This window comes from Vibrio sp. QJM3NY_21 (genome assembly GCF_057785975.1).
In genome coordinates this window covers 2,359,926-2,386,313 of the sequence record NZ_CM173513.1, presented here as the reverse complement: position 1 = coordinate 2,386,313, position 26,388 = coordinate 2,359,926, and the positions used below count along the sequence as shown (strand labels likewise).

Sequence of the window (26,388 nt, the reverse complement as noted above, 5' to 3'; positions counted from 1 at the left end):
CAAGCCCCCTTACGCTGTCTCTTTTTGGAACAGTTCTCTAAACACAGGAAAAATATCATCCACCGTTTTAATGTTCTTCATGGCGAAGTTATCGAAGCTCGCTTCTAGCTTCTCGTACTCGTGCCAAAGCGTTTGGTGTGAACGGCGCGTAATCTCGATGTAAGAGTAATATTGGCAAGTCGGCAATAGCGTATTGACCAGCAGTTCTTTACAGCGAGGCGAGTCATCAGCCCAGTTATCTCCATCAGAAGCTTGTGCTGCGTAGATATTCCACTCATTTGCAGGATAGCGGTCTGCGACAATTTCCTTCATCAGTTTCAGTGCACTGGAAACGATGGTGCCACCTGTTTCTTGTGAGTAGAAAAACTCATGTTCGTCGACTTCTTTAGCCTGAGTATGGTGACGAATAAACACAACATCGACGTTTTCGTAGGTGCGGTTTAGGAACAGATACAGAAGGACATAAAAGCGCTTCGCAATGTCTTTCGTGGCTTGATCCATTGAGCCAGATACATCCATTAGGCAGAACATAACGGCTTGGCTAGATGGAATAGGGCGCTTCTCGTAGTTTTTAAAACGCAGGTCGAAGGTGTCAATAAATGGCACGCTTTCAATTTTTTTACGTAACTCGGCAATCTCTTCTTTTAAACGGCTTTCTTCAAAGGGTTGTGCGGGTTCCGTCATTTTAACTTGGTCAAGCTGCTCCATCAGTAGGTTAAGTTCGCGCTTTTTACCTGCGGTCATCGCGGTTCTACGAGCCAGAGATTGCTGCAGTGAACGAACGATAGCAATGTTGGAAGGAATCCCCGCGCTTTGATAACCAGAGCGATGTGTCTTCCATTCGGTGATTTTGTTGACCTGATTCTTCTCTAGATTAGGAAGAGCTAAATCTTCAAAGAGAATATCAAGATATTCATCTTTTGAAATTTGGAATGTAAATTCATCTTGGCCTTCGCCATCAGGGCTTGCGTCACCCTGGCCTGCGCCACCACCTTGACCGCCACCTTTAGGACGTTCAATTTTATCGCCCGTGATGAACTGGTCATTACCTGGGTGAACGCGTTCTCTTACGCCGCCTTGACCTTGGTGAAAGCTTGGCTCTTTGATGTCTTTATGGGGAATAGTGACGTCTTCACCGGTTTCAGTATTGGTGATTGAGCGTCGGTTGACTGCATCGGCCACAGATTCTTTGATTTGCTCTTTATGGCGTCGTAAGAAACGCTGTCTATTCACAGCACTCTTATTTTTGCCATTGAGCCTCCGATCGATAAATTGTGCCATAAGAACTCCCTCTCAGCTGATGTCGCGATCCTATTTTTTATTATGTACGAGCTGCTCACTTGAACAGCTCAGTACAGTTTGGTTATGAGGATTTACGAACTCTTAGGTACCACTCGGATAGCAGTCTAACTTGTTTCTCGGTGTAGCCTTTTTCCATCATACGAGCAACGAAGTCGTCGTGTTTTTTCTGATCATCCGTTGAGGTCTTAGCATTGAACGAAATAACAGGAAGTAGCTCTTCTGTGTTGGAGAACATTTTCTTCTCAATCACAGTGCGCAGTTTCTCGTAGCTTGTCCAAACTGGGTTTTGACCGTTATTGTTGGCTTTGGCACGAAGCACAAAGTTCACAATCTCATTTCGGAAGTCTTTAGGATTACTGATACCGGCTGTTTTCTCGATTTTCTCTAGTTCACCATTCAGAGAAGCACGGTCAAATAGCTGGCCTGTTTCTGGATCGCGGTACTCTTGGTCTTGAATCCAGAAGTCAGCGTAGGTGACATAGCGGTCGAAGATATTCTGTCCGTACTCAGAGTAAGACTCTAGGTAAGCGGTCTGAATTTCTTTACCAATGAACTCTACGTAACGTGGTACTAAGTATCCTTTCAAGAACTCAAGGTACTTCTCAGCGGTTTCTTGAGGGAACTGCTCACGTTCGATTTGCTGTTCAATTACGTAGAACAAGTGAACCGGGTTTGCCGCCACTTCGGCTTGGTCGAAGTTGAACACTCGAGACAGAATCTTAAAGGCGAAACGCGTTGATAGCCCAGACATTCCTTCGTCAACGCCAGCATAATCTCGGTACTCTTGGTAACTCTTCGCTTTGGGATCGGTGTCTTTTAGAGTTTCACCATCGTAAACACGCATTTTTGAGAACAGAGAAGAGTTTTCAGGCTCTTTCAGTCTCGATAGGATGCTGAATTGCGATAGCAGATCGAGTGTGCTCGGTGAACAAGGGGCTTTGGACAGCTCACTATGTTCAAGCAGTTTCTGGTAGATCTTAACCTCTTCAGAGACGCGCAGACAGTAAGGGACTTTTACAATGTACACACGGTCGAGGAAGGCTTCGTTGTTTTTGTTGTTACGGAAGGTCTGCCACTCAGATTCATTAGAGTGAGCTAGAATCATCCCGTCAAATGGCAGTGCAGAAAGCCCTTCGGTACCGTTGAAGTTACCTTCTTGTGTTGCCGTTAGGAGTGGGTGTAAGACTTTGATTGGCGCCTTGAACATCTCTACGAATTCCATCACACCTTGGTTGGCTTTACACAGTGCACCAGAGTAACTGTAGGCATCAGGGTCATCTTGAGAAAAGTGCTCAAGTTTACGAATATCGACTTTACCAACCAGAGACGAAATATCTTGGTTGTTTTCATCACCAGGCTCTGTCTTCGCGATCGCAACTTGGTCGAGAATCGAAGGGCGTAGTTTGATGACTTTGAATCTAGAGATATCACCACCGAAATCATGGAGGCGTTTTGCCGCCCAAGGTGACATGATAGAGCGTATGTAGCGCTTCTCTATTCCGTACTCTTGTTTCAAAAGATCGCCATCTTCGTTTACGTCGAATAGACAGAAGGGGTGATCATTTACTGGGCTTCGCTCACCATCAGCAGACAGCACATAGATTGGTAGTTTTTGCATCAGTGCTTTGAGTTTTTCAGCAAGAGAAGATTTACCACCGCCCACAGGACCAAGTAGATAAAGGATCTGTTTACGTTCTTCTAAACCTTGTGCAGCGTGTTTTAGGTAAGAAACAATCTGTTCAATCGCATCTTCCATGCCATAGAAATCTTTAAATTCGCTGTAGCGCGATATGACACGGTTCGAGAAAATACGACTTAGATGGGGGTCTTGAGCGGTGTCTATAACCTCCGGTTCGCCGATGGCCAGTAGTAAGCGCTCAGCAGCGTTAGCGTAAGCACTTTTATCGTCTTTACACAGCCCTAAGAACTCTTGCAATGTGAGCTCTTCTTCCTTGGCTGCTTCATAACGTGATTGATAGTGGTCAAAAATACTCATAGTCACATTCCCCTTGTTAACCAGTCAAAACTGATGAGCGATTGAAAAATAGGCTCTCCCTACATTTTAAGATTAGACCCGCTTCCACAATTTTGCTTAACAATTATGTATTTATTTACAATTTTGCGTGTGAAAAACGTAGTGAACGCAATAGGCAACTTGAGGCGTGTAGAATCCAATTATTTTACATTCGAGAGGATCTAGCCGTTTGTTTTGTGATTTTAGGTCGCTTAATAATACTCACACTGGATTTATGTGTATTAGATGTATAACTGAGCTCTATTGATTTCTTGGAATGAAGTACCATATAATGCGCGGCGTTATCAAAAATTGCTCAATAAATAGGTAGATGTAGTGAAGAATAATGGGTTTAAGATAGTGGCTATCAGTGTTGCGTTACTGGCTTCGACAGCAACACATGCAAAAATCTCGCAGTGGTCACTGGGTGTTGCCGCTTCTTATTCTCCTGCTGTCTATAAAGATACACCGTCAAATCGTGCTGTGATCCCTATGATTGGTTATGAAGGTGAGCACTTTTTCATGCGTGGATTCAGTGCAGGTTATCGCTTACTTCCTGCTGGCTCACCACAGAATATTGTGTTTCGAGCGGTTTATGATTCTAGAACATTAAAGCCGGGTGATTCTGATAACGTTGATATTCAAAAATTAGATGAACGTAAAGCATCAGTGTTAGGTGGTATCAGCTACCAAGTGATCACCTTGGTGGGGATGTTTGAAGCGACAGCTGGCTCTGACTTAGGGTTTAGGCACAATGGCATCTATGCAGAAGCAGCGTGGCGTTTGCCGATTCGTCGTAATGGGTGGGCGATTACACCCTCTATTGGTTATGCCTATAACAGTGAACGTTTGAATAATCACCTGTATGGGGTGAGCTCAGCAGAAGCGGCGAGAACCAATTTAAATGAATTCGATGCAGACTGGGATGGTCAGTACTTTATTGGCTTAGGTGGTTATTTGCACGTGACGCCAAATATCCGAGTAACCGGCGGTGTTCGTTATACCAACCTTGAAGGTGATATTGAAAATAGCCCAATACTTGAAAGTGGCATTAACATGGCCGCAAACGTCGGTGTTGCTTACGTCTTCTAGTTGCTTTGGTTTTTCTCTTTGTATACGGGTATTAAAAAAGGGTTACTCATGATGAGTAACCCTTTTTATTGGTTCACCGCGGCTTACCAGAGAAAGCCACTTTTATCTTCAAGAAGAAGTAGGCTGTATCTCGATACCCCCGATTTCAGATAATAAGTGCTATATTCACTTGATTAGCTTTATCTTGTTGTTTACCCACATTCCAATGTGCAAGTATTTAACGGGGAACTTGCCGATGCGATAATACCGTGAAGATAAGGACTCAGTTTTCGATCGAACTCTTTCAATGGCTTAATTCCACTCTCTTATACCTGTTCATATCACACCTCCCAGAGCCCCTTCTTTTCGATGAAACCTATTTTATCTAGATGTCAATTACATTCGAAATCTTATTTTTCATATAAGTCATGTGTATATGCCTCACGTGTCACGTTTTGCACGAGAATAATATGATTAATTATTATAAATAAAAATTAATAGCTATTTTATTTATGCTGAGGGATATGGGTTAAATAGCTTTAATGAGTATTAAATATGGAGATTTAACTTGGTTTTCAGGATGAATTGTTTAATTTACGATGCGTTAGAATTAAATAGTAAACAGTTTTTTATTCGCGTTTACGGGTTAGCATGGCTATGGGCATTGATCTTTGTTTTTTTTGATTATTTCCTTCTAAATGGCTTTGGTAATATTCTTCTGGACACTAGTGATGATGAAATTTTTTCTGCATTGTTTTTTATACTAATTGATGCACCATTTACTGAAACTCTAATATTTCAATGTTTTATACAAACGATTCTTCGTCACGCACAAGGAAGCCCAACATTCTCAATTTTAGGTTCAGCTACTATATTTTCTTTGTGTCACCTAGGTAATTCTACGATAAACGCAATTATAGTATTGGCAACTGGACTTGCTCTAGCTTTAACATATGAATATGTACGGATGAGATATGGCAATATTTATGCTTGCCTTTCTGTCTTTATTTCTCATATGTTATGGAATGTAATTTCAGCAGTGGTTATGCCATTATTGTTTATTATCTTTGACTTAAAATAAGACAAGTTCTATATGCCCGAATTCAACTGCGAAGTGCGACACTCTCCAATATCAAGCAGCCAATGCCATTTCTTTAAAGACAATCACTGGTGGCGTTCGTTATACCAACCTTGAAGGTGATATTGAAAATAGCCCAATACTTGAAAGTGGCATTAACATGGCCGCAAACGTCGGTGTTGCTTACGTCTTTTAGTGGCTTTGTATTTTTTTCTCTAAATGCGGACATTAAAAAAGGGTTACTCATGATGAGTAACCCTTTTTTGAAATTTTTTAAAAGCTAGAGCTGATCAATAAATGTATTAAGCACTAAAGATTTGAGATAGCTCTGTCGCACATAGGTGATACTGACGAGGGCAGTTGCGCCATGTTGTTAGCATGCGACGGTACTTCTCTAGCATTGGCATTTGGCTATTAAAGTGGTGATCTGCTTTGTCGAATTGAGGGTAAAGACCTTCAGAATCAACAAGGAAACGCACGTAATGTACGCTCTGAGCTTCAGAAGCGATATCAAAACCTAGGAACTGTAGGCGACGTTGATCAACTTCAGCACGTTCTTGTTCTGCAAGCATTTTGTTCGACTCTTGCATGGCATGGTACATCTCCATGATGTCGATAACTTCGCGACATTCGGCTTCAGTCAAACAGCCAAATTCTTTATTAAGTTCACGCATTTGAAGTTCGTAACCGCGCTCTACAACCGTTTGTAGACGTTGGTATTTAGCGGAGTTCTCAGGATCCATTTGAGACATTAGGTAGTATTGATTTGATAGAATTAGACGCTGAGCATTGGTCATTTCCATGGGAGGAGCCTCACTAAAAAACTAAATGTTATATTCTTTTGTTGCAGTAAGAGTAACAGCATTCCTACGAGTGGAAACATGATCTCAACACGGATTTAATATGATTTTTTGAATTGATAAACAAAAGTTGTAAAGAAAAGTGAAAGGATAGTTTGAGCCACAAAAGAAAACGCCCCAATCGAAATTGAGGCGTTTAAAAACACTATGAACGTAAAAGTCTAGATTAGTATTTTACGTTTGAATGGTACTGGCTTAGAACAGCAACAATTTCGTCCATTTTCTCTTTGCTTGGCGGATTTGTACCTTCAAGAGGGTAGTCATAACCAAGCGCTTCCCATTTATGAGCACCAAGCTTATGGTATGGAAGCAGTTCTATTTTCTCGATGTTATCCATGTCTTTAATGAATTCACCAAGAAGATGAGCATCTTCAGGAGTATCCGTGTAGCCAGGAACAATCACGTAACGAATCCAAGTTTTCTTGCCAATCTTGTGTAGGTAGCGTGCAAAATCCAGAGTACGTCTGTTTGATACGCCAATGAAATCGTGGTGTATCTCATCTCGCATATGTTTAAGATCCAGCATCACTAGATCAGAGGCTTCTAGTACTTCATCGACCACTTCAGTGTGCTTACGAATGTAGCCATTAGTATCAAGACAAGTGTGAATGCCTTCAGCTTGCGCCGCTTGGAAAAAGTCACGAACAAACTCAGGTTGTAGCATCGCTTCACCACCAGAACAGGTGATACCACCACCAGAGGCTTTCATGAAATGACGGTATGATTTTGCTTCGTTGATGATCTCTTCGACCGTTACTTCCTTTCCGTCATGAAGATCCCATGTATCGCGGTTATGGCAGTACATACAACGCATTAAGCAGCCTTGAAGAAACACAATGAAGCGGATACCAGGGCCATCGACAGTACCACAAGATTCGAATGAGTGAATGCGACCAGTTGTAGACATGAGCTATTCTCGTAGAGGAATTTATACCGTGTATTTTATTACAAAAACGGTACATAAAATAGGGTCAAATGGTAACGAGGCCTTTAAAAATAAAGGCAATCACCGGTGAAGATGATTGCCTGTATTAAACTGGAAAAGTAAAGGACGAAAGCCCTTACTGGTGGTTAGAAGAAAGCAAACATAGTTATGCCACCAGTGGTATAAATCGATTCTTTCGCTTCTTTGTAATCAGGCGTTTTGGCCGTTAGCGCGAAAGAGGCACCAACGTATTGGTTATACCAAGCAAAACCCAGTACGGCTGTCGCTTGGATGTTCTCTAAAGTGACATCGTATTGTTCTGGATTCGGCCAATTATCTTCGATTTCAGAACGATCGCCTTCGATAGTCAGGTCGTTGAATCGGTAACGCCCTTCGAGGCCAGCATAGGTAAACCAACCCGTATTGGATGCGCCAATCATGCCAGCTTTAAATGGGTTTTCAGTGCTGATGTTAGCCGCGCCAAAGTTACCACCTAAGTCGGTACCCCAACGGAACATGAAGCCCGTTTGGATATCACTTCTAAAGTTACCCACATTAATTTCTGAAATGTTAGAGATCTCGAAGTCTGTATTTGCTAGTGCTTGATTACGCATTAGGTTGAAATGGCTTAAGTAACCAACGCTCCCCGCCCACTCATCGTCAACCTGATATTCCCAACCCATAGGCTCATCTGATTTTGTGATCGAGTGAACCAACTTTTGAGCATCTTCAGACAGTGCACGTTCGCCTGTTGTACCGAAGGTAATGTTAAAACGTTGGGCTTGTTGTGGGTTCAAACTGATGTAGTTGAATTCTGTATGTAGGTAACCTGCGTATGGGCGGTCATTAGCCGATGGCGTTTCTAACTCAATATCAGAAGGCGTATACATCTTGTGGCCAATGGTGATTTCCCATTTATCTAGAGAGCTTGCGCCCCAGTAAGAGAGACTCAATGGTTTCACCCAATTGTATGGCGTAATACTTGACGATGTGTAACCCAGAAATAAGCCGTTGGTATAGTCTTGGTCGACACCAAAAATACCATCATTATCTAAAGCGAAAGTTAGCGTAGAACGCTCAGATGCTAAAGATGAAAAAGAGAGAAGGAGCAGGGGTAAACAACGCAGGTATTTCATGGAGCAGTTACTCTTAAATTATGAACCAAGATAGTACCGTAATTAGAGTTTAGGTGTGAAAAAAAAGTGAATAGATGACGGGTTTTTTGCTCAATCTGACGTTTCGTATAGTGAAGGCGAAATAATAAATTTCTGGATGATATAAAAAAGCCCCGCACATTGGCGGGGCTAATATCATTTTACTTATCTATTTAGCGTGAGCTTATAGAGACTCAGTAAATGTACGTGCGATTACGTCAGCTTGCTGCTCTGTAGTTAGAGAGTTGAAGCGTACAGCGTAACCAGAAACACGAATCGTTAGCTGAGGGTATTTCTCAGGGTGCTTAACTGCGTCTTCAAGAGTTTCGCGGTTAAGAACGTTAACGTTAAGGTGTTGACCACCTTCAATGCCAGCTTCGTGGTGGAAGTAACCATCCATTAGGCCTGCAAGGTTAGCACGTTGGCTGTCTTGTTCTTTTCCTAGCGCGTTTGGCACGATAGAGAAAGTGTAAGAGATACCATCTTGAGCATCAGCAAACGGTAGTTTACCTACAGACGTTAGTGAAGCTACAGCGCCTTTCTCATCACGACCGTGCATTGGGTTAGCACCAGGAGCGAAAGGAGCGCCAGCACGACGACCGTCTGGAGTGTTACCTGTCTTCTTACCGTATACCACGTTAGACGTGATGGTAAGAACTGACTGTGTAGGGATTGAATCACGGTAAGTCTTAAGCTTACGGATCTTGTTCATGAACGTAGAAACTAGTTCACAAGCAATGTCATCTACACGAGAGTCGTTGTTACCGTATTTAGGGTAATCGCCTTCGATTTCGAAGTCAGTTGCAATGCCATCTTCGTCGCGGATTGGTTTAACAGTCGCGAATTTGATTGCAGACAGTGAGTCAGCAGCAACAGACAGACCAGCGATACCACAAGCCATAGTACGACGAACGTCACGGTCATGAAGAGCCATTAGAGACGCTTCGTAGCTGTACTTGTCGTGCATGAAGTGAATGCTGTTTAGAGCTGTCACGTATTGCTTAGCTAACCAATCCATGAATGTGTCTAGGCGACCCATTACGTCATCGTAGTTAAGTACTTCGTCAGTGATCTTGTCGCCAACTGGGCCAACTTGCATTTTAAGCTTCTCATCAACGCCGCCGTTGATTGCGTAAAGCATAGTTTTTGCAAGGTTAGCACGAGCGCCGAAGAACTGCATTTGCTTACCAACGATCATTGGTGATACACAACAAGCGATTGCGTAATCATCAGAACCAAGATCAGGACGCATTAGGTCATCATTTTCGTACTGGATAGAAGAAGTATCGATAGATACCTTCGCACAGAAACGCTTGAAGCCGTCAGGCAGTTGCTCTGACCAAAGAACCGTGATGTTTGGCTCTGGAGAAGGACCCATAGTGTATAGAGAGTTAAGGAAACGGAAGTTCGAACGCGTTACTAGCGTACGACCATCAACACCCATACCACCCATAGACTCTGTAGCCCAGATTGGGTCGCCAGAGAATAGCTCATCGTACTCAGGAGTACGTAGGAAACGAACCATACGCAGCTTCATTACGAAGTGGTCGATCATTTCTTGTGCTTGGTCTTCTGTGATTTTGCCAGCAGCGATATCACGCTCGATGTAGATGTCTAGGAAAGTCGAAGTACGACCTAGAGACATTGCAGCACCGTTTTGAGACTTAACAGCAGCTAGGTAGCCGAAGTAAGTCCACTGGATAGCTTCTTGAGCAGTTTGAGCTGGCTCAGAGATATCGAAACCGTATTTCTCAGCCATTTGCTTGATTTGACCTAGAGCACGATGTTGCTCAGAGATCTCTTCACGCAATTGCATTGTTGCAGAAAGATCTTCGCCGTTCTCGAAACGCTCTTGTAGAGATGCGAATTGAGCCGCTTTGTCTTTCATTAGGAAGTTGATACCGTATAGTGCAACACGACGGTAGTCACCAATGATACGACCACGGCCGTAAGCATCAGGAAGACCAGTCAGAACACCAGACTTACGACATTTTAAGATATCAGGAGTGTAGATATCGAAAACGCCTGCATTGTGTGTTTTGCGGTATTCTGAGTAGATTTTTGAAACCATTGGGTCAAGAGTTTCACCGTATGCTTTACAAGAACCTTCAACCATACGTACACCACCGTTAGGGATGATTGCACGTTTTAGTGGCTTCTCAGTTTGTAGACCAACGATAGTCTCAAGATCTTTCTCAATGTAACCTGCATCGTGAGCAGTAATGGTAGAGATAACAGAAGTATCGAAATCTACAGGTGCTTTAGTTGCGTTTTCCTGTTTGATACCTTCCATTACCGAAGACCAAAGCTTGTTAGTTGCTTCAGTACCCTCAGAAACTAGGAAAGACTCGTCGCCTTCATACGGCGTGTAGTTCTTTTGAATGAAATCACGAACGTTTACTTCGCTTTGCCACTCACCTGCAGCAAAATCTTCCCAAGCTTTAGCAAATTGCTCTGCCATGACATACCTACCTTTTTAGTAGAAAAAATACGTACATTAACACTGTTGAGCCAGCGCCCCTCGTAAGGGTAGTACACTCTTATTAATAACAATATATATGAGCATATTCGCATCATATGGTTATATATATTGTCACTACCTTTTATATGTTGTCTTTACTCTATGTATTCAAGACTACGCTAAAAAATTTCTGTAAACCTTAAACTAAATCAATAAATGCCAAAAAAAGTTGAAAAAAAATGGGTGGCAGGGGTTGCCACCCAAACTTTTTTTTAATACCAATACTACTTTTGTGTAGTTAGAACCATTATAGCCAAGCTTTTAGGCCATATTGACTTTCTAGCATACCAACTGCAAGCATTGCTACTAAACAGATAACCAAAACGCCAACTGGGATAACAATCTTGTCTACAAATGATAGACGCTTCGCACGCTCTTTATCACCAATTAGACCGTTATTATCTAGAAGCATAGTCAGTGCCCATGCTAATACTGGGTTAACAACCGCAGAACCGAAGATACAGATACCAGCTGCTTGAGAATCTTTTGAATCCTTAACCATTTGCATACCCGCTTCAAGTAGAGGCAGAGATACACCTACAAGCAGCGCAACACGCATCACTGGTGGCCATACAGCTACGTCCATTGGGAAACCAAGAATCGCAACAATAATACATAAAGAACCAAGCAAGATTGCGCCGCCAGGAATTGGACGTTTCGCGATTGCTGCTGGGATCATGTAAGTACCCCAAGAAGAAGTGATGTTACCACCACCAACTGCAGTGCCCACCATTTGACGAACTGAACACATAGTCATTGTGTCATCAACATCCATAAGTACTTTTTCAGAACGTTTAGGGTAGTTCAGTTCTTGGAAGATACGGTGACCTAGGAAATCTGGCGACCACATTGCTACAGCAAGAATTGCGAATGGTAAAGAAGCAATGAAGTGTTCAACGTTTGGCAAGCCAAGCATCCAACCTTCAGAAGTAGAACCCCACCAGTAAACTGGGTTTAGGTTTGGAATACCCATTTCAGTTTCGAATACGATATCGAAACCAGCACCTAGTGCTAATGCAATAGCAAGGCCTGTGAATGCACAAACTGGGATAGCCAGCCAACGCTTGTTCACTTTTGCTAAGAAAGCGTAGATAGCAATCGTAATAGCAAGAACGATTAAACCAACGTAACCCATGCTGCCCGCTTCAACAGTAGAAGATTGAAGACCAACCGCCCATGCTTGAATCGAGTTAATTTGGCTCATGGTGCCTGTTAGGCCTAAGAAAATGAGCAAGCCGCCAGCGGTACCTTCCGAAGTCAGGTTAACCAGCTTGGAGCCGCCTTTTAGGAAACTTAGGATTAGACCGAAGACACCGATAAGGATTGCCAATGCAAGAGGGTGAGCACCAGCGAGAGCGATGGTACCAATAAGAGGAATCATTGGGCCGTGGTTACCGGCAAGGTTTGCTTTAGGGTTGAAGAAACCAGAAGCAAGAATACAGAACAGCAGTGCAGGAATCAGCATTTCTACACGAGCAACTTCAATTGCGAAGTCTTTACCTAGGTTTACGTGATCCCAAGCTTGAGTTAGGCCATCAGCCCAAGACATCATTACTGCTGAGTACATCGCGATGATACCGATGGTACCAGCAAGTGCAGGAACAAGGTCTTCAAGTTCAAAACGGAAATCACGGCCTGGAAGGTTTAAACCGAAGCGGCGAGGCTTCATGATTTGAAGTTCGTGATCTAGATAATCTGAGCGGCTCTCAAATTCCGAAGAAGGGCGGTGTAGCTCTTTATAGCTTTTCTCTTCTACTTCAGAGTTCGCATTATTCACAACGTCTGACATAGATTCCTCATATTTTTATGTTAGTAATTCTAAAATTGAATTAAATAAGTTCGCGTAATTGCGTTATTTCTTAGTTATAACTTATTAACATTATGTTGCACGGTTTTGATGTGCTTTATGTAGCTAAGTTAAAAGAAATGTTTGGCATTTTTAATGCCTTATTTTGTATTGAGGAGTCTAACAAGCTTACCCTTTAGGGTGATTGATCTTGATCACTTTATGAGTGTATGTGAAAGAAAGCTACAAAACGCAGCGATTCATTAACGTACCGTTGATAAAAGGTGTAATTTGTTTTCACAAATTGACGTTTTCATCGTCTTGTCACATTTTTCATCCTTTATAAATTATGAGCTGAATGATTGGCTTACTTTTTGCTTTATTGTTGTCAGATATTTAATTTTGGCGAGCTGTTGCCACAAACAGGACGATAACAGATGAAAAAGACACTAATGTTGCCACTAGCGGCAATGATTTCAGGACTACTGGTTGGTTGTGGCGGCGGAAGCGGCGGTGGCGGCGGTGGCGGTACACCATCAACAAAGTTTGAATTTTCGTTCTCTACCCCGAATACAATCCTTGAAAGTAGCAACACTTCGAACTGTACCGTATACGAGCGAAGAGAGAATAGTAGTCAGCAAGCGACGGTGTTGACTTACCAACCAGCAATTGAGTCACAGCTCAACAATGAAAATGTGGTTGCATACTATTCGGATGCGGCTGGTTCAATGGTTGGTGATTTAATTGTCCCAAGCAATTTGAAGCTCTCGTTTACCTTGGAAGGTATACCTGATGGTGGCTTTGTTACGTTCCAAATTCGCGAAGCGAACAACACACACTTCACAGCTAATACATTTTCTAAAGAATATTTGGAAGATCTTACTCTGAGAACAACTACGTTTGGTATGAATCGTGAAGCTGTTAGTAGTTGCGATAAAGGTGATAACTTTGGTAAGACAACACGAAATGACTTGTCTTACCTTGCCGTAGCTTCTGGTGGTGGAGATTATAACTTTCAATCCCAGCTAAAAGAAGAGTCTGTGCCGACGTATTCGATTGATAAGTTAGATGTACGGGCTCTGCCTAATGGGACACCTGAATCAACCATTGTTACGCAATTTAAAGATGGGTATTTGCATCAATATGGTGTAAGAGCTTGGAGTAACGCCGATCAATTGTTACTGGTTGATATGGCAGGAAACAAAGCTCAATTGACGCACACAAATGACTTTGATTACTCGAATGTTGAGATTAAGGTTAGTCAGGGTGATTTTAGTTATGGCATAGCAACAATTCCAAGCACGCAAGGTGACTTTACAAGTCCGGATGAGCCAAATACTGAACACTGGAGCTTAAATGTTGAATCAGACACTCCGCTTAATGGCTGGAATATTGATCTCAACAAGAAGTTATATGTTGAAGGTTCTTGGGACGTAGATATCGCTCCAGACTCATTTTATGACTTAAGTTCGTTGCCGACTGACTCACCAAACCTTGCTGGTAATAACCTAGACCTTGATTTTAGTTTTACAGATGAAGTCGGAAAAATGAGAGTTGCCTATACAACAGAAAGCCTAAGTGGCGGCCTTCATAAATTGACACATAAAGTATTTACTCATTTGGAAGATACAATTGTTTTACCAGAGCTTCACTACTACGACTACTCAGATACTGTTAAGGCTGAATTGAAGTTAGATCCTACCTCAGATCCCATTCATCAGACTGTTCTTGTTGAGACAGCAGAGTCGGAGATTACAGGTTATGATTTCATGACTGCGTTTGCGCACGGTAATGTAACGGACTTAGATGAAGATTTAGATGGGCTTGTTGTTAATGAAGTTACACTAAACAAAACGGGTGTAAAGGTTCAGAACCAAGGCTATTTGATGCTTACAAAATAGCGCCTAGTTAACAAAAATAAAACAAACAAGCCCCGTTAATCGGGGCTTGTTTATAACTGCTATTCATGTAATTGAGAGGAAAACGCTACCTTTTGCATAATAAGTCAGAGTGAATCGCTATTTATTCTAAACTATTAGGTTAATAATTTGTTGCATGTTATTTCGTGTGGTGCTAGTTTGTATCGCATGAAAAGGTCGGAGTACCTTGCATTTTCACAAACTTGGGAGAGAAAGCGCATGAAAGATGTACCAGCGCTGGACATAAAGGATCTACACAAAACGTTTGGTCAAAATGAAGTTTTAAAGGGAATTTCACTTTCTGCGCACAAAGGCGATGTAGTATCGATTATCGGGTCTTCAGGGTCAGGTAAAAGTACTTTCCTTAGATGTATCAACCTTTTAGAAACCCCAACTGCTGGCGAGATTTGGGTTAATGGTGAATTAATTCAAATGAAAAACAACCGCCAAGGTGTTTCTGTTCCTACCAATGAAAAACAAGTACAGCGAATCCGTTCTCGTCTGGCAATGGTTTTTCAGGGATTCAATTTATGGTCTCATCTGACCGTTCTCGAAAATGTTATCGAAGCACCAGTTCACGTATTAGGTGTGCCCAAAGCACAAGCGATTGAAAATGCAGAGTTACTGCTGAAGAAAGTAGGCCTGTACGAGCGCAAAGATTACTACCCAGGACACTTATCTGGTGGACAACAACAACGTGCAGCTATAGCAAGAGCGTTAGCGGTCGATCCGGAAGTTATGTTATTTGATGAGCCAACATCGGCGCTTGACCCAGAGTTAGTCGGTGAAGTTCTTGGTGTAATGCGTGATCTAGCAGAAGAAGGAAGAACCATGCTTGTGGTAACACATGAGATGGCTTTTGCTCGTGACGTATCAAACCACGTGATGTTCTTGCATCAAGGTCTAGTGGAAGAGCAGGGTGATCCAGCTAAACTGTTTACGGAACCTGAATCTGAGCGATTGAAACAGTTTATCTCTTCGATTTATTAATCGGTTTACTTAGAGATAAATCGTTAGCGCGAATCAGAATTGAAATACCGCCGCTAAGGAAAATGGCGACGGTATGAACAATAAAACACAACAAGTAAGTTAATAAGTAACAACAAACACAATATTAAAATTAGCAAAACATAAAAACCTAAATCACAGGAGTAGGGATATGAAAAAGTGGTTATTAGTCGCGGCACTTGCTGCAACTGCTGCAACGGGCGTAGCTCAAGCAAAAGAATGGAAAACAGTACGTTTCGGTATTGAAGGTGCTTACCCTCCATTTAGCTGGACGGAAGCTGATGGTTCACTAAAAGGCTTCGATGTTGACATGGCTAACGCGCTTTGTACCGAAATGCAGGTGCAGTGTAAGATCGTTGCACAAGATTGGGATGGCATTATTCCTTCTCTACTTGCTCGTAAATATGATGCGATCATCGCGGCAATGTCTATCACGGAAGAGCGTAAGAAAAAGATCGATTTCACTGGCAAATACGCACTTATCCCAAACAAGTTCATCGCTAAAAAAGGTGCAGGCCTTAACTTTGATGATCTAAGTGGTCAAAAAATTGCCGTTCAACGTGCAACAACTCACGATAAGTACCTAACAGACAACTACGGCGACACAGTAGAGATCGTTCGTTACGGTTCATTCGATGAAGCTTACCTTGATCTAGCTAACGGTCGTGTTGCTGCTGTACTGGGTGATGCATCGGCTCTAGAAGAAGGCGTACTAAACAAAGCGGGTGGTGAAGACTACGAGTTTGTTGGCCCATCACTAACAGATCCTAAATGGTTCGGCGATGGTTTTGGTATTGCTCTACGTAAGCAAGACAAAGATCTGACTAAGCAATTAGATGCGGCAATCCTTTCACTACGTGAAAAAGGCATCTACCAAGATATCGCAGCTAAATACTTCAACTACGACGTATACGGTCAGTAATATCTAGCGTCAATTCTTAAGGGAGAGGTTCTCCTCTCCCTGTCTTACCAACTTTTTCGCAGTTCTGTTGGAATTCATTATGTTTGATTTACAAGGATATGAAGCTTCGATCCTGAAAGGGGCGGTGCTTACAATCGAAGTTGCCTTGCTGTCGCTAATTTTAGCTATGGTTCTTGGTATGCTAGGTGCCTTAGCAAAACTTGCGCCTTATCGCTGGGCTCGTGCAATTGCAACCCTCTACACAACTGTCATTCGAGGCATCCCCGATCTCGTCTTGATGATGCTGATTTTCTTTGGTGGACAAATCCTTTTAAACAACAGTTTGTATTCCATCAATGAGTGGCTCAATGAGTGGTTCACATCAAGTGATCCTAACCATGAATGGACCGCTTACTTACCTGATTATATCGATGTCAGCCCATTCATTGCTGGTGTCTTAACCATTGGCTTTATCTTTGGTGCTTACATGGCTGAAACTTTCCGTGGTGCAATCATGGCTGTCGACAGCGGTGAGATGGAAGCGGCAAAGGCCTACGGCATGGGACCCGTCTTAGCGTTCCGCCGTGTTCTGTTACCTCAAATGATTCGTCACGCACTGCCGGGTTTTGGTAACAACTGGTTGGTTCTACTTAAGACCACCGCGTTGGTTTCGATTATCGGCCTAGAGGACATGGTACGTGTTAGTGCATTGGCTGCTGGTTCAACCAAAATGCCATTTACCTTTTATATGACAGTGGCTCTTATTTTCCTATTCTTCACCAGTGTTTCGACGGGCTTGCTTAAGTTGGTTGAACGTAAATTCAGTATCCACGCGAGGTAGTTATGGACTTTTCATTGATAATTGAAAGCCTGCCGATTTACCTTAGTGGTTTATGGACAACGGCTTGGATGGTTTGCGTCGCTTTGATCATTGGCTTATGTGTAGCAATACCATTAGCTATTGCTCGTAACAGCCCAAATATGCTGATTAACGCTCCAGCTTGGTCGTTCATCTATTTCTTCCGTGGTACGCCATTATTGGTGCAGTTGTACCTGATTTACTACGGAATGGATCAGTTCTTCCCTGTAAAAGACACCCTATGGGAAAACGCATGGTTCTGTGCATTGGTCGCGTTTATTCTGAACACGTCGGCTTATACCGCTGAAATCATTCGTGGCGCTATCAACGGCTTACCGAAAGGTGAGGTTGAAGCAGCAAAAGCTTATGGTATGAGCACACCCAAGACATACCGCCGTATCATTCTGCCAAGCGCTTTACGTCGAGCATTACCGGCGTACAGTAATGAAGTTATCTTTATGCTTCATGGCTCGGCGGTAGCAGGTATCGTAACGATTATGGATCTGACGGGCGCAGCACGTTTGGTTAACTCACGTTACTACGCACCATTTGAATCGTTTCTAACGGCAGGCCTGTTCTACATGGGGTTAACGTTTATCATTATTGCGATTTTCAAATTCGCAGAGAAACGTTACCTAGCTTACTTAAGACCACTTAGCTAATTGCACTTTGTACAAATCATAGTTAAAAAAACGGCGCTTCTATAGCGCCGTTTTTTATAGCATTAAACAAGTCGTGTGATTTTGAATTCTACGAGCTTTCGAGAAGTTACGTCCCAACGAAATAGTTACCTTGCTTCAAATTAAACTAACGTATTCATGAGATTGATTGCTTTAGGTTTGGCGATAGATAAACTCAGAAAAATTTTTTTGTTGTATGGAATGATGATGAAAAATAGTAACTTACTATCCAATTTGGCTCTTTGTGTTATTGCGTTATCACTTTTAGGATGTGGAGGTGGTAGTGACGGTGGAAGTGGGGATCCTGTTATCACTCCGGTTCCACAAACTGCTGTTCAAAAGGCGTTGGCCACAGGTGATGCTTCTTATGTTAAGGATTCCAAAGAGTTCATTGATGCCAGCCGAGCATTAGTTGCTCAATACAACTCGAACTTCAATCATATTAAGCAAGCATTATCCCAAAATTCTGAAGGAGAGCCTTTACGCAATCTTCATTGGGATCCAACACACGATACGGCAATTATCTTACCAACTTATGGCTTTAACGATGTCATCTTACAAACCAATAAAGCGATGCAAGATGGGTATTCCGACCAAGAGCTTGCCATTGGTATTGCGGGTTATACGTCAGATAACAGTCGCTATGCAGCATTGGCAAGTAACCCGTTTCGAACTAAGCAGCGCTTTCCAGATTCTGTTAACGAAGATATGGATATTTGGTTAGAAAACTTGGTTAAGTGGGCTTCTGATAATGATTCGCCACAAAATGTCGTATTAGCTCAGCTCGATCAATCTCATTATTTTCCTGACGACCAAGCAACACGAGATTGGTTGACTAGTAATATCAATCCTTCAATGGTTATTAATGCCGACAATGCTTGTGATGGCGATAAGTTGAGTCAATGCGTTGAAAGCAATAACCCTGATTTACTGGTTTTGTCCCAAAAGCTGAATGATGGTGATGACATTGAAGATGTGATTACGGGGTTACGCTTGGCGTTCAATAAAAATATACCAGTGTTATACCTACATCTTGATGGCGGTATGACGGACTTAGGTAACGCGCTATTTTCAGAAATGCACATGACTTACGTTGGCGACAACTATTGGCGTAAGCTCGGTTTATCGAACTGGGATTCTACACAGCTGATAGATCGAATGCCGGATAATATTGTTCAACAACAAGCGCTTTTACAGCGTCTGAAAGACAACAGTTTCACCGTCGATCTGAATTCGTGTGATGACAAATCTTGCCCTGATGATTCCAATATGGATGAAGAATTCTATATTGCGGCGAATAGTATTCGTTCACACCTAACGACTCTTGATAGTAAAAAAATTGATCTGTTTGCAACCGATGATTACGAATATGAAAAGTTGTTGCTGTTACTCGCTGATCGTTATCGCCAAGATGTTCAATACCCGATGGGTAAAGGCGTAACTGAGAGAATCGAGTTTCTTCGTTCTTACTATAGTGATTACGCCACATACAACAGCCGTTTGTATAATGCAGCGCAACCAAGCTTAGGTAATTTCAGTTCTAAGAGTTTTGATAATGTACCGTTGGTCACCAAGCTTATTTCCTTAGAGTCTAAGAGAAACTTTCGTGCGGCTGGTGTCTATGCTTTGCCGGGTAAGACAATCAAAGTGACTCGTTTGGACAACAATGAGGTAGCGACATCGATAGCATTTAATACCCTACGTAGTGGCGCGACTCACGAATTTTCGGGCGATGACGGCTATGCTAGGCCGAAGTTTTTGACGTCAGTAACCTATCCAGTGAAAACAGGAGAGACGATTTCTCTGACTTCTGCCTATGGCGGAACATTACAGGTTCATTTTGATACCAATGATATTAATGTTGAGCTACGTTTTGAAAATGTTGCTCAACACCCTGTTTGGCGAAGTGAAGCCGACAACGACAGTTTTGTCGCGCAGCTGGAAGAAGGAAAGTTTGATTGGGCCGAGTTGGTTACACCTGGGTTCGAAGTCCATTCTAAACTAGACAAGATGAAAGAGTCTATCGGTGCCTCAGATTGGGCGCAGCCGCATGATATGGCACTCGCCACTGAGCGTTATGTACATAACTTTCCTCATGCGCTTGCAGGTTTTAGAGGTCCTGGGATTGATGAAATTACTGAAGTTCATCAATACGGTGAGGCAAAGGGCTGGGAAATTGCGAATATTGATATCGTGAAGCACATGAATGCCGATCAAGCGAACTGTGGTTACGGCTGTTCAGGAAACCCTTACGATGCTTACTGGTCTTTTCACCCGTTAGGGCATGGTGATCTTCATGAGTTAGGGCATGGCTTAGAGAGAGGTCGTTTCAGATTTTCTGGATGGGATGGTCATTCAACAACCAACTACTATTCGTATTTTAGTAAATCAAAATACTACAAAGACACCGGAAAGGTATCTTCTTGCCAAGGCTTAGATTTTAAAGGGCAGTATCAGCTTTTACAGCAGAGCCGGACTCTACCTGATCCAAGTGCTTTTATGGCGGCTCAAAATCAAACTGGTTGGAGTTGGGGAGCTCGTATCTACATTCAAATGATGATGCTTGCAGAGCAGCAGGGTGTATTGAATTCGGGTTGGCATTTATTAGGGCGCTTGCACTTGATTGAGAGAGAGTTTAATCGCTTGAAAGGCGGTGATGAACTTTGGAACGATCGAAAAGGCTCGATTGGTTTTTCAGATTATACGAGACAAGAAGCGGTAGATATTACAAACAATGACTGGTTGCTTATCGCATTGAGTTACGTTGCAGAACGGAATATGACGCAATACTTAGATATGTGGGGATTCAGTTTCAGTGACAAAGCGAAGCAACAAGTCACAGCTCTTAGTCTAAGTAACATGCCTTTGACATATTTTGCATCGTCTAATCAAGGATATTGTTTAGATGAGTTTGCTAAGACGCCGTTAGACGTTGACGGCACGACCATTTGGCCGCTTAACTAGACCATACGATATATAAAAGTGATATAAAAAAGAGAGGAGATATTATCTCCTCTCTTTCGTTATAGCTTCTGATCAGCGTTGTGAGTACTATTTGCTTGCTACTTGATCTGGCTAAGTTTTGCTACCTAAAAATGACTATTTAAACGTCGACCAAATCGGAGCGTGGTCTGATGGTTTTTCAATGCCGCGTAGCTCGTAGTCGATGCCCGCTTCAGTACACTTATCAGCAAGCTTCTGAGTCGCAAGTACCACATCAATGCGTAGGCCGCGGTTGTCCACGAAGCCTTTTGAGCGGTAATCAAACCACGAGTATTGATCGTTCACTTCAGGGTGTAGTAAACGGAAGCTGTCCACAAAACCCCAATCCATCAGTGTTTTCAACCATTCGCGCTCTTCTGGTTGGAAAGAACACTTCCCTGTTTTCAACCAACGTTTCGCATTAGGTTCACCAATACCGATATCAATATTGGTAGGGCTGATATTAATGTCGCCCATTACGATCACTTGTTCATCTTTGTTGTGGTAATCGTTCAGGTACGTCATTAAGTCTTTGTAGAACTCACGCTTATACGGGTATTTGGTTTCATGCTTAATGTTATCCCCTTGAGGGAAGTAGCCATTAAGCACGGTAACTTTTTCACCGTTTTCGTCTTCAAACGTCGCCATGATCATGCGCTTTTGATGGTCTTCATTGTCAGTAGGAAAACCCTTCTGCACAGAGATAGGTTCTTGCTTACACAGCATTGCTACACCGTAGTGCGCTTTTTGGCCATGGAAGTAAACCTTGTAACCCATTGCTTCAACATCGGCTAATGGGAAGGCTTCATCGTGCACTTTTATCTCTTGCAGACCAATCACGTCGGGTTGGTGTTTGTCGATAATCGCTTGCAGTTGATGAAGGCGGGCTCTAAGGCCGTTGATATTAAAGCTAATTACTTTCATTTGTTTTTATACCTCTCAGAAATCTTTGTCACTACCAGCTTTCAAAGATTTTTTGATTTGGTTGATTTCATGGTTCATCGTATTTAACCATGCTTAATAATTTCTGTCGCCACTTTATAAAGACAAAATGGCGACGTTAAATGGTGTGAATACCTACAGTTACGTTGAGCCTACTGAGTTTTTAGCAAGTCTAAAAAGAAGGCGTATTCAAGTGCGTCTTCTTTGAGTCGTTTAAATCGACCAGAAGCCCCGCCGTGACCAGCTTCCATATCGGTTTTGAACAACAATACATTATTGTCTGTTTTCATTTCACGCAGTTTCGCCACCCACTTCATTGGTTCAAAGTACTGTACTTGTGAGTCATGCAAGCCTGTTGTTACTAACATATTCGGGTAGCTTTGAACTTTCACATTGTCATATGGTGAGTAACCTAACATGTAATCGTAGTAGGTTTTATCGTTGGGGTTGCCCCATTCGTCATACTCGTTTGTGGTGAGAGGAATCGATTCATCAAGCATTGTCGTCACCACGTCTACAAACGGAACATGTGCACCAATACCACGGTACAGTTCTGGTGCTTGGTTGATGATTGCGCCCGTCAATAGACCGCCAGCAGACCCACCAACGGCGAACACTTTATCTTTTGAGCCGTAACCTTCTTCAACAAGCCCTTTGGTTACATCAATAAAGTCGTTGAACGTGTTTTGTTTGGTCAGTTTCTTGCCATCTTCATACCAAGGGCGACCAAGCATTTCTGAACCACGAATATGTGCGATAGCATAAACGAATCCGCGATCAAGTAAGCTGAGGCGAGCCGATCCAAAGGTTGGTTCGATTGTGTGGCCGTAAGAGCCATAGCCGTATTGATAGATAGGGTTAGTGCCGTCTTTCTTGAATAAATCTTTACGATAAACCAAAGAGACAGGAACTTGCTTACCATCGCGAGCCGTTACCATGATTCGCTCTGATTGGTAGTTATCCGCTTCGAAATCACCTAATACGGGTGTCTGCTTCATTAGCTCAGGTTCACCTGTACTTAGATCGAAATCATAGTAAGTACCTGGCGTGGTTAAGCTGCTGTAATAGACACGAACTTTTGAGTTATCTAATTCATAGTTACTCGTTAGGTAAGCGGCAAATGCGGTGTCGTTAAATTCAAGTGGGAACTCGTTACCTGTTGATAGTTGGCGAACTTTCACTGTAGACAAGCCATTCGCACGTTGTTCGTAAACAAGATGGTCATCAAACAGTTCGAAATCTACAAGTTGAGTGCCGTCGTCTGCTGGGATGACGTCGACCCATTTTGAACGGTCATGCATGTCAGCCGTGTTTACTTTCATTAAACGGAAGTTGACGGCTTGGTAGTTAGTGTCGATGTAATACCAATCATCTAGCTTAGCGATGCTGTACTCGATGCCAGTCTCTCGTGGGTAGAAAGCTTCTGCTTTCGCGTTTGGGTTGTTGGCATCAATCATCGAAACACCACTGGTTTCAGTGCTCGAGTGCCAAATGTAGACCTGTTCACCGTCTTTGCTTTTACTCAAAGAGGTGTAGTAAGCGCTGTCGGTTTCTTCGTAGATTAGCTCATCGCTTGTCTGAGGTGTGCCCAATACATGTCGTAAAACTTGGTAACCCAGCAATGTTTGTGGATCTTTCTTGATGTAGTAGAAGGCTTGGTTGTCGTTTTGCCATGCAATTGCACTCGAGGCACCTTCAATTTCATCTTTCAGATATTCACCTGTCGTGAGGTTTTTAATCTTGATGGTGTAGATTCGGCGGCTAAGCGTATCTTCGCCATAGGCCAACAAGTTTTCGTTTGGACTGATCGTCAAGCCACCAACACTGAAGAATTCATGTTCTTTTGCCAGTGCGTTAACGTCTAAAATGATTTGCTTGTCTGCGCCTGCAAAGTCTTTTGCACGTAAGTGAACTGGGTATTCGTTGTCACCTGTGACTTCATTCGAATAGAAGTAGCTGCCTTTGCGAACCGGTACTGAATTGTCGTCTTTTGCGATTCGCCCTTTGATCTCTTCAAATAATTGTTTTTGTGACGCTTCTGTATGTTTAAGCACCGTATCTGCGTACTGATTCTCTTGCTCAAGGTGTTTCAAGATCTCTGGGTCTTGGCGTTCGTCATCGCGCATCCAGTAATAATCATCGATTCTAGTGTCATCATGAATCGTCATTGCATGAGGGACTTTCTTAGCAATAGGAGCTTGTGTTTGCTGGGCGACAAGTTGCGATGGAGAGTAGTGGTTCATGGTTGTTATTCCTTGATTGCTGCATCCGGCGACAAGCGCTATTGATACGGCTAATGTGGTTAAAGCGAAACGCATCTGTATATCCTTAGTGTGCACCTTACTCGTTTTAATGACAGCATCCTTTGTTGCGAGAGTGTAGGGCGTGTTGACCCTTCGTGGTTAAATTTTGTTCGAGATAAAAGCGTTTTAATCGCGGCGAGGGAGAAGTAGCCTAGTTATTCTAAGCAAATCTCTCTCAACAAAGAGTAAAACGCTTTTAGCCGAACCCTTCGGGCAGCGTTTGCTGGTCATTTCTACTGCGTTATCGGCTTCTCATGTAGGCTAGCTACACATCAAAGCCTCTGCCTTGTAGAAATACCCAGCAATTCGCTGCAAAAATCAGCTCGAAAGATCAACACGCCCTATGTACGTTGGTGTTCTTCCAGTGATGTTATTTATAATTGGATTCTGGATAGGCACTTTCAGCGTAAGTGTCTGTTATTGTTTTCAAAAAATCAAAGTAATGTTAAATGAAATTGCTGATACGCAAGAGTGGAAGGAATAAATGCGAAACAAAAAAGGACACACTTTTCAGTATGTCCCTCTTCGTTGTTTGGGCAGGGTTCGAGTTTTACTTTAGATAGCCAATGGCATTTCATTTGAATGGTCAGGTTTACGATTAACCCAACGTAAACCAAGCATGGCGATGAATGACATTGCAATCATCAAGCAACCGAGTGGCAGTTGGTCTTGAGCAGGGAAGAACGATGCCAATAGTGTTGCGATGCCAGCACCTAGGTTCTGCATACCACCGAGGATCGCGCCCCCTGTACCTGCGTGGAATGGGAATGGCGAAAGCGCTCCCGTTGTTGCTGCTGGAAATAAGATACCAGCGCCTAAGAAGTAAATCGTTGCACCGCCAATCAAAGTTAATGCTGTTGTTTGACCGAATAGACCCGGTATCAATACCACTGTTGAGCCTACCAAGATAGCAACCAGACCAACATTCAGTACGCGGCGCTCACTGCGACGTTGTGCGATGTAACTAGATAGGCCTGCACCGACTAAGTAACCTGGAATGGGTAAGACAAACAACAAGCTTACTGTGGTTGCTGGTAAGCCAAGTACGCCGCCAAGCAGCACGCCTGCCGCTGCTTCGAATACCGCTACGCCAGCAAAGGTTGCGACTAATACCAATAAGAAACCTTGGAAACGTTTGTCAGACAGAACGAATTTGTAGCTGTTGGCAACTGATTCATGCTTGCGTCGTTCTTTCGGCAGTGTTTCCATCATGCTCGTCATCATGGTGATCACAACAGCAATACCAAACAGTGCAAGGAATAAGTAGCTAGAACGCCAGCCGAAAGCTTCTGTTAGGTAACCGCCCAATACAGGAGCCATCAATGGTGAGAAAATCACACACATGCTAATCAAGCTGTTTGCACGGTGTAGTTCTGCGCCTTCAAAACAGTCGCGAGTCAATGTACGAGACATCGCACCGCCACAACCGATACCCAAACCTTGGATAAAGCTACCCGCTAAGAACCATTCATATTCATGAGCGAATAATGCGACCAAAGTACCGATGATGTAGATAATCAAACCAATCACGATGATCGGTTTACGACCTAGGCGATCAGAAAGTGGGCCGTAAATAAATTGCGACAGACCATAAGGGATCAAGTAACACGCCATCACTGCTTGCAGTGAAGATGCCGAAACTAAGAACTCACCCGACATATGACCGATAGAAGGCACGTACATCGTTTGAGTCATTTGACCTACGGCAGTCAGAATAGCGATTAAAAAGGTAAGTTTCGCTAATGGAAACGAGGCAGACATTTGCGTTTCTCTCCAAAAATTAAAGACGTAAAAAGCCTTAGCGCTCCTTTGAGGAGAGCCAAATGAATAAAGTGTTCTGGGAATCTAGGCGCGAGATATTAGAGGTTGAGTGCCGAGTTAGCAATCAAAAAGTGTGAAGTTGATCAAGATAAAAATCTATAGTTTGGATTATTAAAACTAATCTGAAATAGTTGTATTTTCAACGATCAAAAGGGGGAATGTTTTTCCTAGAAGTATCGATGCTATGGTTATGCCTAAAGTGTTAGTTCAACAGTTACATGGCCCATGATTGCGTGAATACATTTAGTTGAAATCACAGAAA

General features: G+C 42.8%; 18 protein-coding genes and 2 pseudogenes. 9 read left to right on the top strand and 11 right to left on the bottom strand.

Annotated features, from left to right (window positions below; translation table 11 throughout):
• Nucleotides 1-9: 9 nt before the first annotated feature.
• Nucleotides 10-1,281 carry a YeaH/YhbH family protein gene (locus AC3CID_RS10475; protein WP_102512516.1) on the bottom strand — a complete coding sequence of 424 codons (1,272 nt, stop codon included), beginning with the start codon at nucleotides 1,279-1,281 and terminating at the stop codon, nucleotides 10-12.
• Nucleotides 1,282-1,363: 82 nt separating this feature from the next.
• Nucleotides 1,364-3,298 carry a PrkA family serine protein kinase gene (locus tag AC3CID_RS10470; RefSeq protein WP_004736581.1) on the bottom strand — a complete coding sequence of 645 codons (1,935 nt, stop codon included), beginning with the start codon at nucleotides 3,296-3,298 and terminating at the stop codon, nucleotides 1,364-1,366.
• 354 nt (nucleotides 3,299-3,652) lie between these two features.
• Here AC3CID_RS10470 and AC3CID_RS10465 point away from each other — a divergent pair, with 354 nt between their 5' ends.
• The gene (locus tag AC3CID_RS10465) at nucleotides 3,653-4,408 is read left to right on the top strand and encodes a MipA/OmpV family protein (protein WP_488526518.1); all 756 of its coding nucleotides are present in this window, start codon (nucleotides 3,653-3,655) and stop codon (nucleotides 4,406-4,408) included.
• Between the two features lie 73 nt (nucleotides 4,409-4,481).
• Here the strand turns inward: AC3CID_RS10465 and AC3CID_RS10460 are convergent.
• Nucleotides 4,482-4,713, bottom strand: a pseudogene (locus tag AC3CID_RS10460) (transposase); the annotation flags it as partial.
• Between the two features lie 254 nt (nucleotides 4,714-4,967).
• On the opposite strand from AC3CID_RS10460, the gene AC3CID_RS10455 reads away from it, so the two are divergent.
• Entirely contained in the window at nucleotides 4,968-5,468 is a 501-nt protein-coding gene (locus AC3CID_RS10455; RefSeq protein WP_171314133.1) for a CPBP family intramembrane glutamic endopeptidase, read from the top strand.
• 82 nt (nucleotides 5,469-5,550) lie between these two features.
• Nucleotides 5,551-5,661 (top strand): annotated as a pseudogene (locus tag AC3CID_RS10450) (MipA/OmpV family protein); the annotation flags it as partial.
• Between the two features lie 106 nt (nucleotides 5,662-5,767).
• Here the strand turns inward: AC3CID_RS10450 and AC3CID_RS10445 are convergent.
• From AC3CID_RS10445 to AC3CID_RS10425, 5 genes are all read right to left on the bottom strand, one after another.
• Nucleotides 5,768-6,268, bottom strand: coding sequence for a YfbU family protein (locus tag AC3CID_RS10445; RefSeq protein ID WP_004736527.1), 501 nt, complete (start codon nucleotides 6,266-6,268; stop codon nucleotides 5,768-5,770).
• 223 nt (nucleotides 6,269-6,491) lie between these two features.
• Nucleotides 6,492-7,232, bottom strand: a complete 741-nt coding sequence (gene pflA, locus AC3CID_RS10440) for a pyruvate formate lyase 1-activating protein (protein WP_004736528.1) — start codon at nucleotides 7,230-7,232, stop codon at nucleotides 6,492-6,494.
• A 164-nt stretch (nucleotides 7,233-7,396) separates the two neighbouring features.
• Entirely contained in the window at nucleotides 7,397-8,386 is a 990-nt protein-coding gene (locus tag AC3CID_RS10435) for a lipid A deacylase LpxR family protein (protein WP_171310786.1), read from the bottom strand.
• A gap of 202 nt (nucleotides 8,387-8,588) precedes the next feature.
• The gene (gene pflB, locus AC3CID_RS10430; protein ID WP_004736530.1) at nucleotides 8,589-10,865 is read right to left on the bottom strand and encodes a formate C-acetyltransferase; all 2,277 of its coding nucleotides are present in this window, start codon (nucleotides 10,863-10,865) and stop codon (nucleotides 8,589-8,591) included.
• A 307-nt stretch (nucleotides 10,866-11,172) separates the two neighbouring features.
• On the bottom strand, nucleotides 11,173-12,714 hold the full coding sequence (locus AC3CID_RS10425) for a DUF3360 family protein (RefSeq protein WP_017083998.1): 1,542 nt from the start codon (nucleotides 12,712-12,714) through the stop codon (nucleotides 11,173-11,175).
• Between the two features lie 434 nt (nucleotides 12,715-13,148).
• On the opposite strand from AC3CID_RS10425, the gene AC3CID_RS10420 reads away from it, so the two are divergent.
• The 6 genes from AC3CID_RS10420 to AC3CID_RS10395 all read left to right on the top strand — a co-directional run bounded on the left by AC3CID_RS10420 (nucleotide 13,149) and on the right by AC3CID_RS10395 (nucleotide 21,042).
• Nucleotides 13,149-14,612: a hypothetical protein gene (locus AC3CID_RS10420; protein ID WP_171327808.1), complete on the top strand. Its 1,464-nt coding sequence runs from the start codon at nucleotides 13,149-13,151 to the stop codon at nucleotides 14,610-14,612.
• A gap of 237 nt (nucleotides 14,613-14,849) precedes the next feature.
• The gene (locus AC3CID_RS10415) at nucleotides 14,850-15,620 is read left to right on the top strand and encodes an ABC transporter ATP-binding protein (RefSeq protein WP_017076713.1); all 771 of its coding nucleotides are present in this window, start codon (nucleotides 14,850-14,852) and stop codon (nucleotides 15,618-15,620) included.
• A 169-nt stretch (nucleotides 15,621-15,789) separates the two neighbouring features.
• Nucleotides 15,790-16,560 (top strand): ABC transporter substrate-binding protein, encoded by a 771-nt coding sequence (locus AC3CID_RS10410; RefSeq protein WP_017078148.1) that lies wholly within the window; start codon nucleotides 15,790-15,792, stop codon nucleotides 16,558-16,560.
• A 79-nt stretch (nucleotides 16,561-16,639) separates the two neighbouring features.
• A complete protein-coding gene (locus AC3CID_RS10405; RefSeq protein WP_171314136.1) occupies nucleotides 16,640-17,380 on the top strand; it encodes an ABC transporter permease in 741 nt (246 codons plus the stop codon).
• 2 nt (nucleotides 17,381-17,382) lie between these two features.
• Entirely contained in the window at nucleotides 17,383-18,060 is a 678-nt protein-coding gene (locus AC3CID_RS10400; protein ID WP_488526517.1) for an ABC transporter permease, read from the top strand.
• Between the two features lie 225 nt (nucleotides 18,061-18,285).
• Nucleotides 18,286-21,042 carry an ImpA family metalloprotease gene (locus AC3CID_RS10395; protein WP_488526516.1) on the top strand — a complete coding sequence of 919 codons (2,757 nt, stop codon included), beginning with the start codon at nucleotides 18,286-18,288 and terminating at the stop codon, nucleotides 21,040-21,042.
• A gap of 135 nt (nucleotides 21,043-21,177) precedes the next feature.
• Here AC3CID_RS10395 and xthA read toward each other — a convergent pair whose 3' ends face one another.
• The 3 genes from xthA to emrD form a co-directional block, all read right to left on the bottom strand.
• Nucleotides 21,178-21,984, bottom strand: coding sequence for an exodeoxyribonuclease III (gene xthA / locus AC3CID_RS10390; protein WP_171310789.1), 807 nt, complete (start codon nucleotides 21,982-21,984; stop codon nucleotides 21,178-21,180).
• A 170-nt stretch (nucleotides 21,985-22,154) separates the two neighbouring features.
• Complete coding sequence (locus AC3CID_RS10385; RefSeq protein WP_488527291.1) at nucleotides 22,155-24,245, bottom strand: S9 family peptidase; 2,091 nt, start codon at nucleotides 24,243-24,245, stop codon at nucleotides 22,155-22,157.
• A 615-nt stretch (nucleotides 24,246-24,860) separates the two neighbouring features.
• A complete protein-coding gene (gene emrD, locus AC3CID_RS10380) occupies nucleotides 24,861-26,066 on the bottom strand; it encodes a multidrug efflux MFS transporter EmrD (RefSeq protein ID WP_488526515.1) in 1,206 nt (401 codons plus the stop codon).
• Nucleotides 26,067-26,388 lie beyond the last annotated feature (322 nt).

Coding starts and splice junctions, on each gene's coding strand:
- AC3CID_RS10475 (WP_102512516.1), bottom strand. CDS start 1,281: ATGGCACAATTTATCGATCGGAGGCTCAATGGCAAAAATAAGAGTGCT.
- AC3CID_RS10470 (WP_004736581.1), bottom strand. CDS start 3,298: ATGAGTATTTTTGACCACTATCAATCACGTTATGAAGCAGCCAAGGAA.
- AC3CID_RS10455 (WP_171314133.1), top strand. CDS start 4,968: ATGAATTGTTTAATTTACGATGCGTTAGAATTAAATAGTAAACAGTTT.
- AC3CID_RS10445 (WP_004736527.1), bottom strand. CDS start 6,268: ATGGAAATGACCAATGCTCAGCGTCTAATTCTATCAAATCAATACTAC.
- pflA (WP_004736528.1), bottom strand. CDS start 7,232: ATGTCTACAACTGGTCGCATTCACTCATTCGAATCTTGTGGTACTGTC.
- AC3CID_RS10435 (WP_171310786.1), bottom strand. CDS start 8,386: ATGAAATACCTGCGTTGTTTACCCCTGCTCCTTCTCTCTTTTTCATCT.
- pflB (WP_004736530.1), bottom strand. CDS start 10,865: ATGGCAGAGCAATTTGCTAAAGCTTGGGAAGATTTTGCTGCAGGTGAG.
- AC3CID_RS10425 (WP_017083998.1), bottom strand. CDS start 12,714: ATGTCAGACGTTGTGAATAATGCGAACTCTGAAGTAGAAGAGAAAAGC.
- AC3CID_RS10420 (WP_171327808.1), top strand. CDS start 13,149: ATGAAAAAGACACTAATGTTGCCACTAGCGGCAATGATTTCAGGACTA.
- AC3CID_RS10415 (WP_017076713.1), top strand. CDS start 14,850: ATGAAAGATGTACCAGCGCTGGACATAAAGGATCTACACAAAACGTTT.
- AC3CID_RS10410 (WP_017078148.1), top strand. CDS start 15,790: ATGAAAAAGTGGTTATTAGTCGCGGCACTTGCTGCAACTGCTGCAACG.
- AC3CID_RS10405 (WP_171314136.1), top strand. CDS start 16,640: ATGTTTGATTTACAAGGATATGAAGCTTCGATCCTGAAAGGGGCGGTG.
- AC3CID_RS10400 (WP_488526517.1), top strand. CDS start 17,383: ATGGACTTTTCATTGATAATTGAAAGCCTGCCGATTTACCTTAGTGGT.
- AC3CID_RS10395 (WP_488526516.1), top strand. CDS start 18,286: ATGAAAAATAGTAACTTACTATCCAATTTGGCTCTTTGTGTTATTGCG.
- xthA (WP_171310789.1), bottom strand. CDS start 21,984: ATGAAAGTAATTAGCTTTAATATCAACGGCCTTAGAGCCCGCCTTCAT.
- AC3CID_RS10385 (WP_488527291.1), bottom strand. CDS start 24,245: ATGAACCACTACTCTCCATCGCAACTTGTCGCCCAGCAAACACAAGCT.
- emrD (WP_488526515.1), bottom strand. CDS start 26,066: ATGTCTGCCTCGTTTCCATTAGCGAAACTTACCTTTTTAATCGCTATT.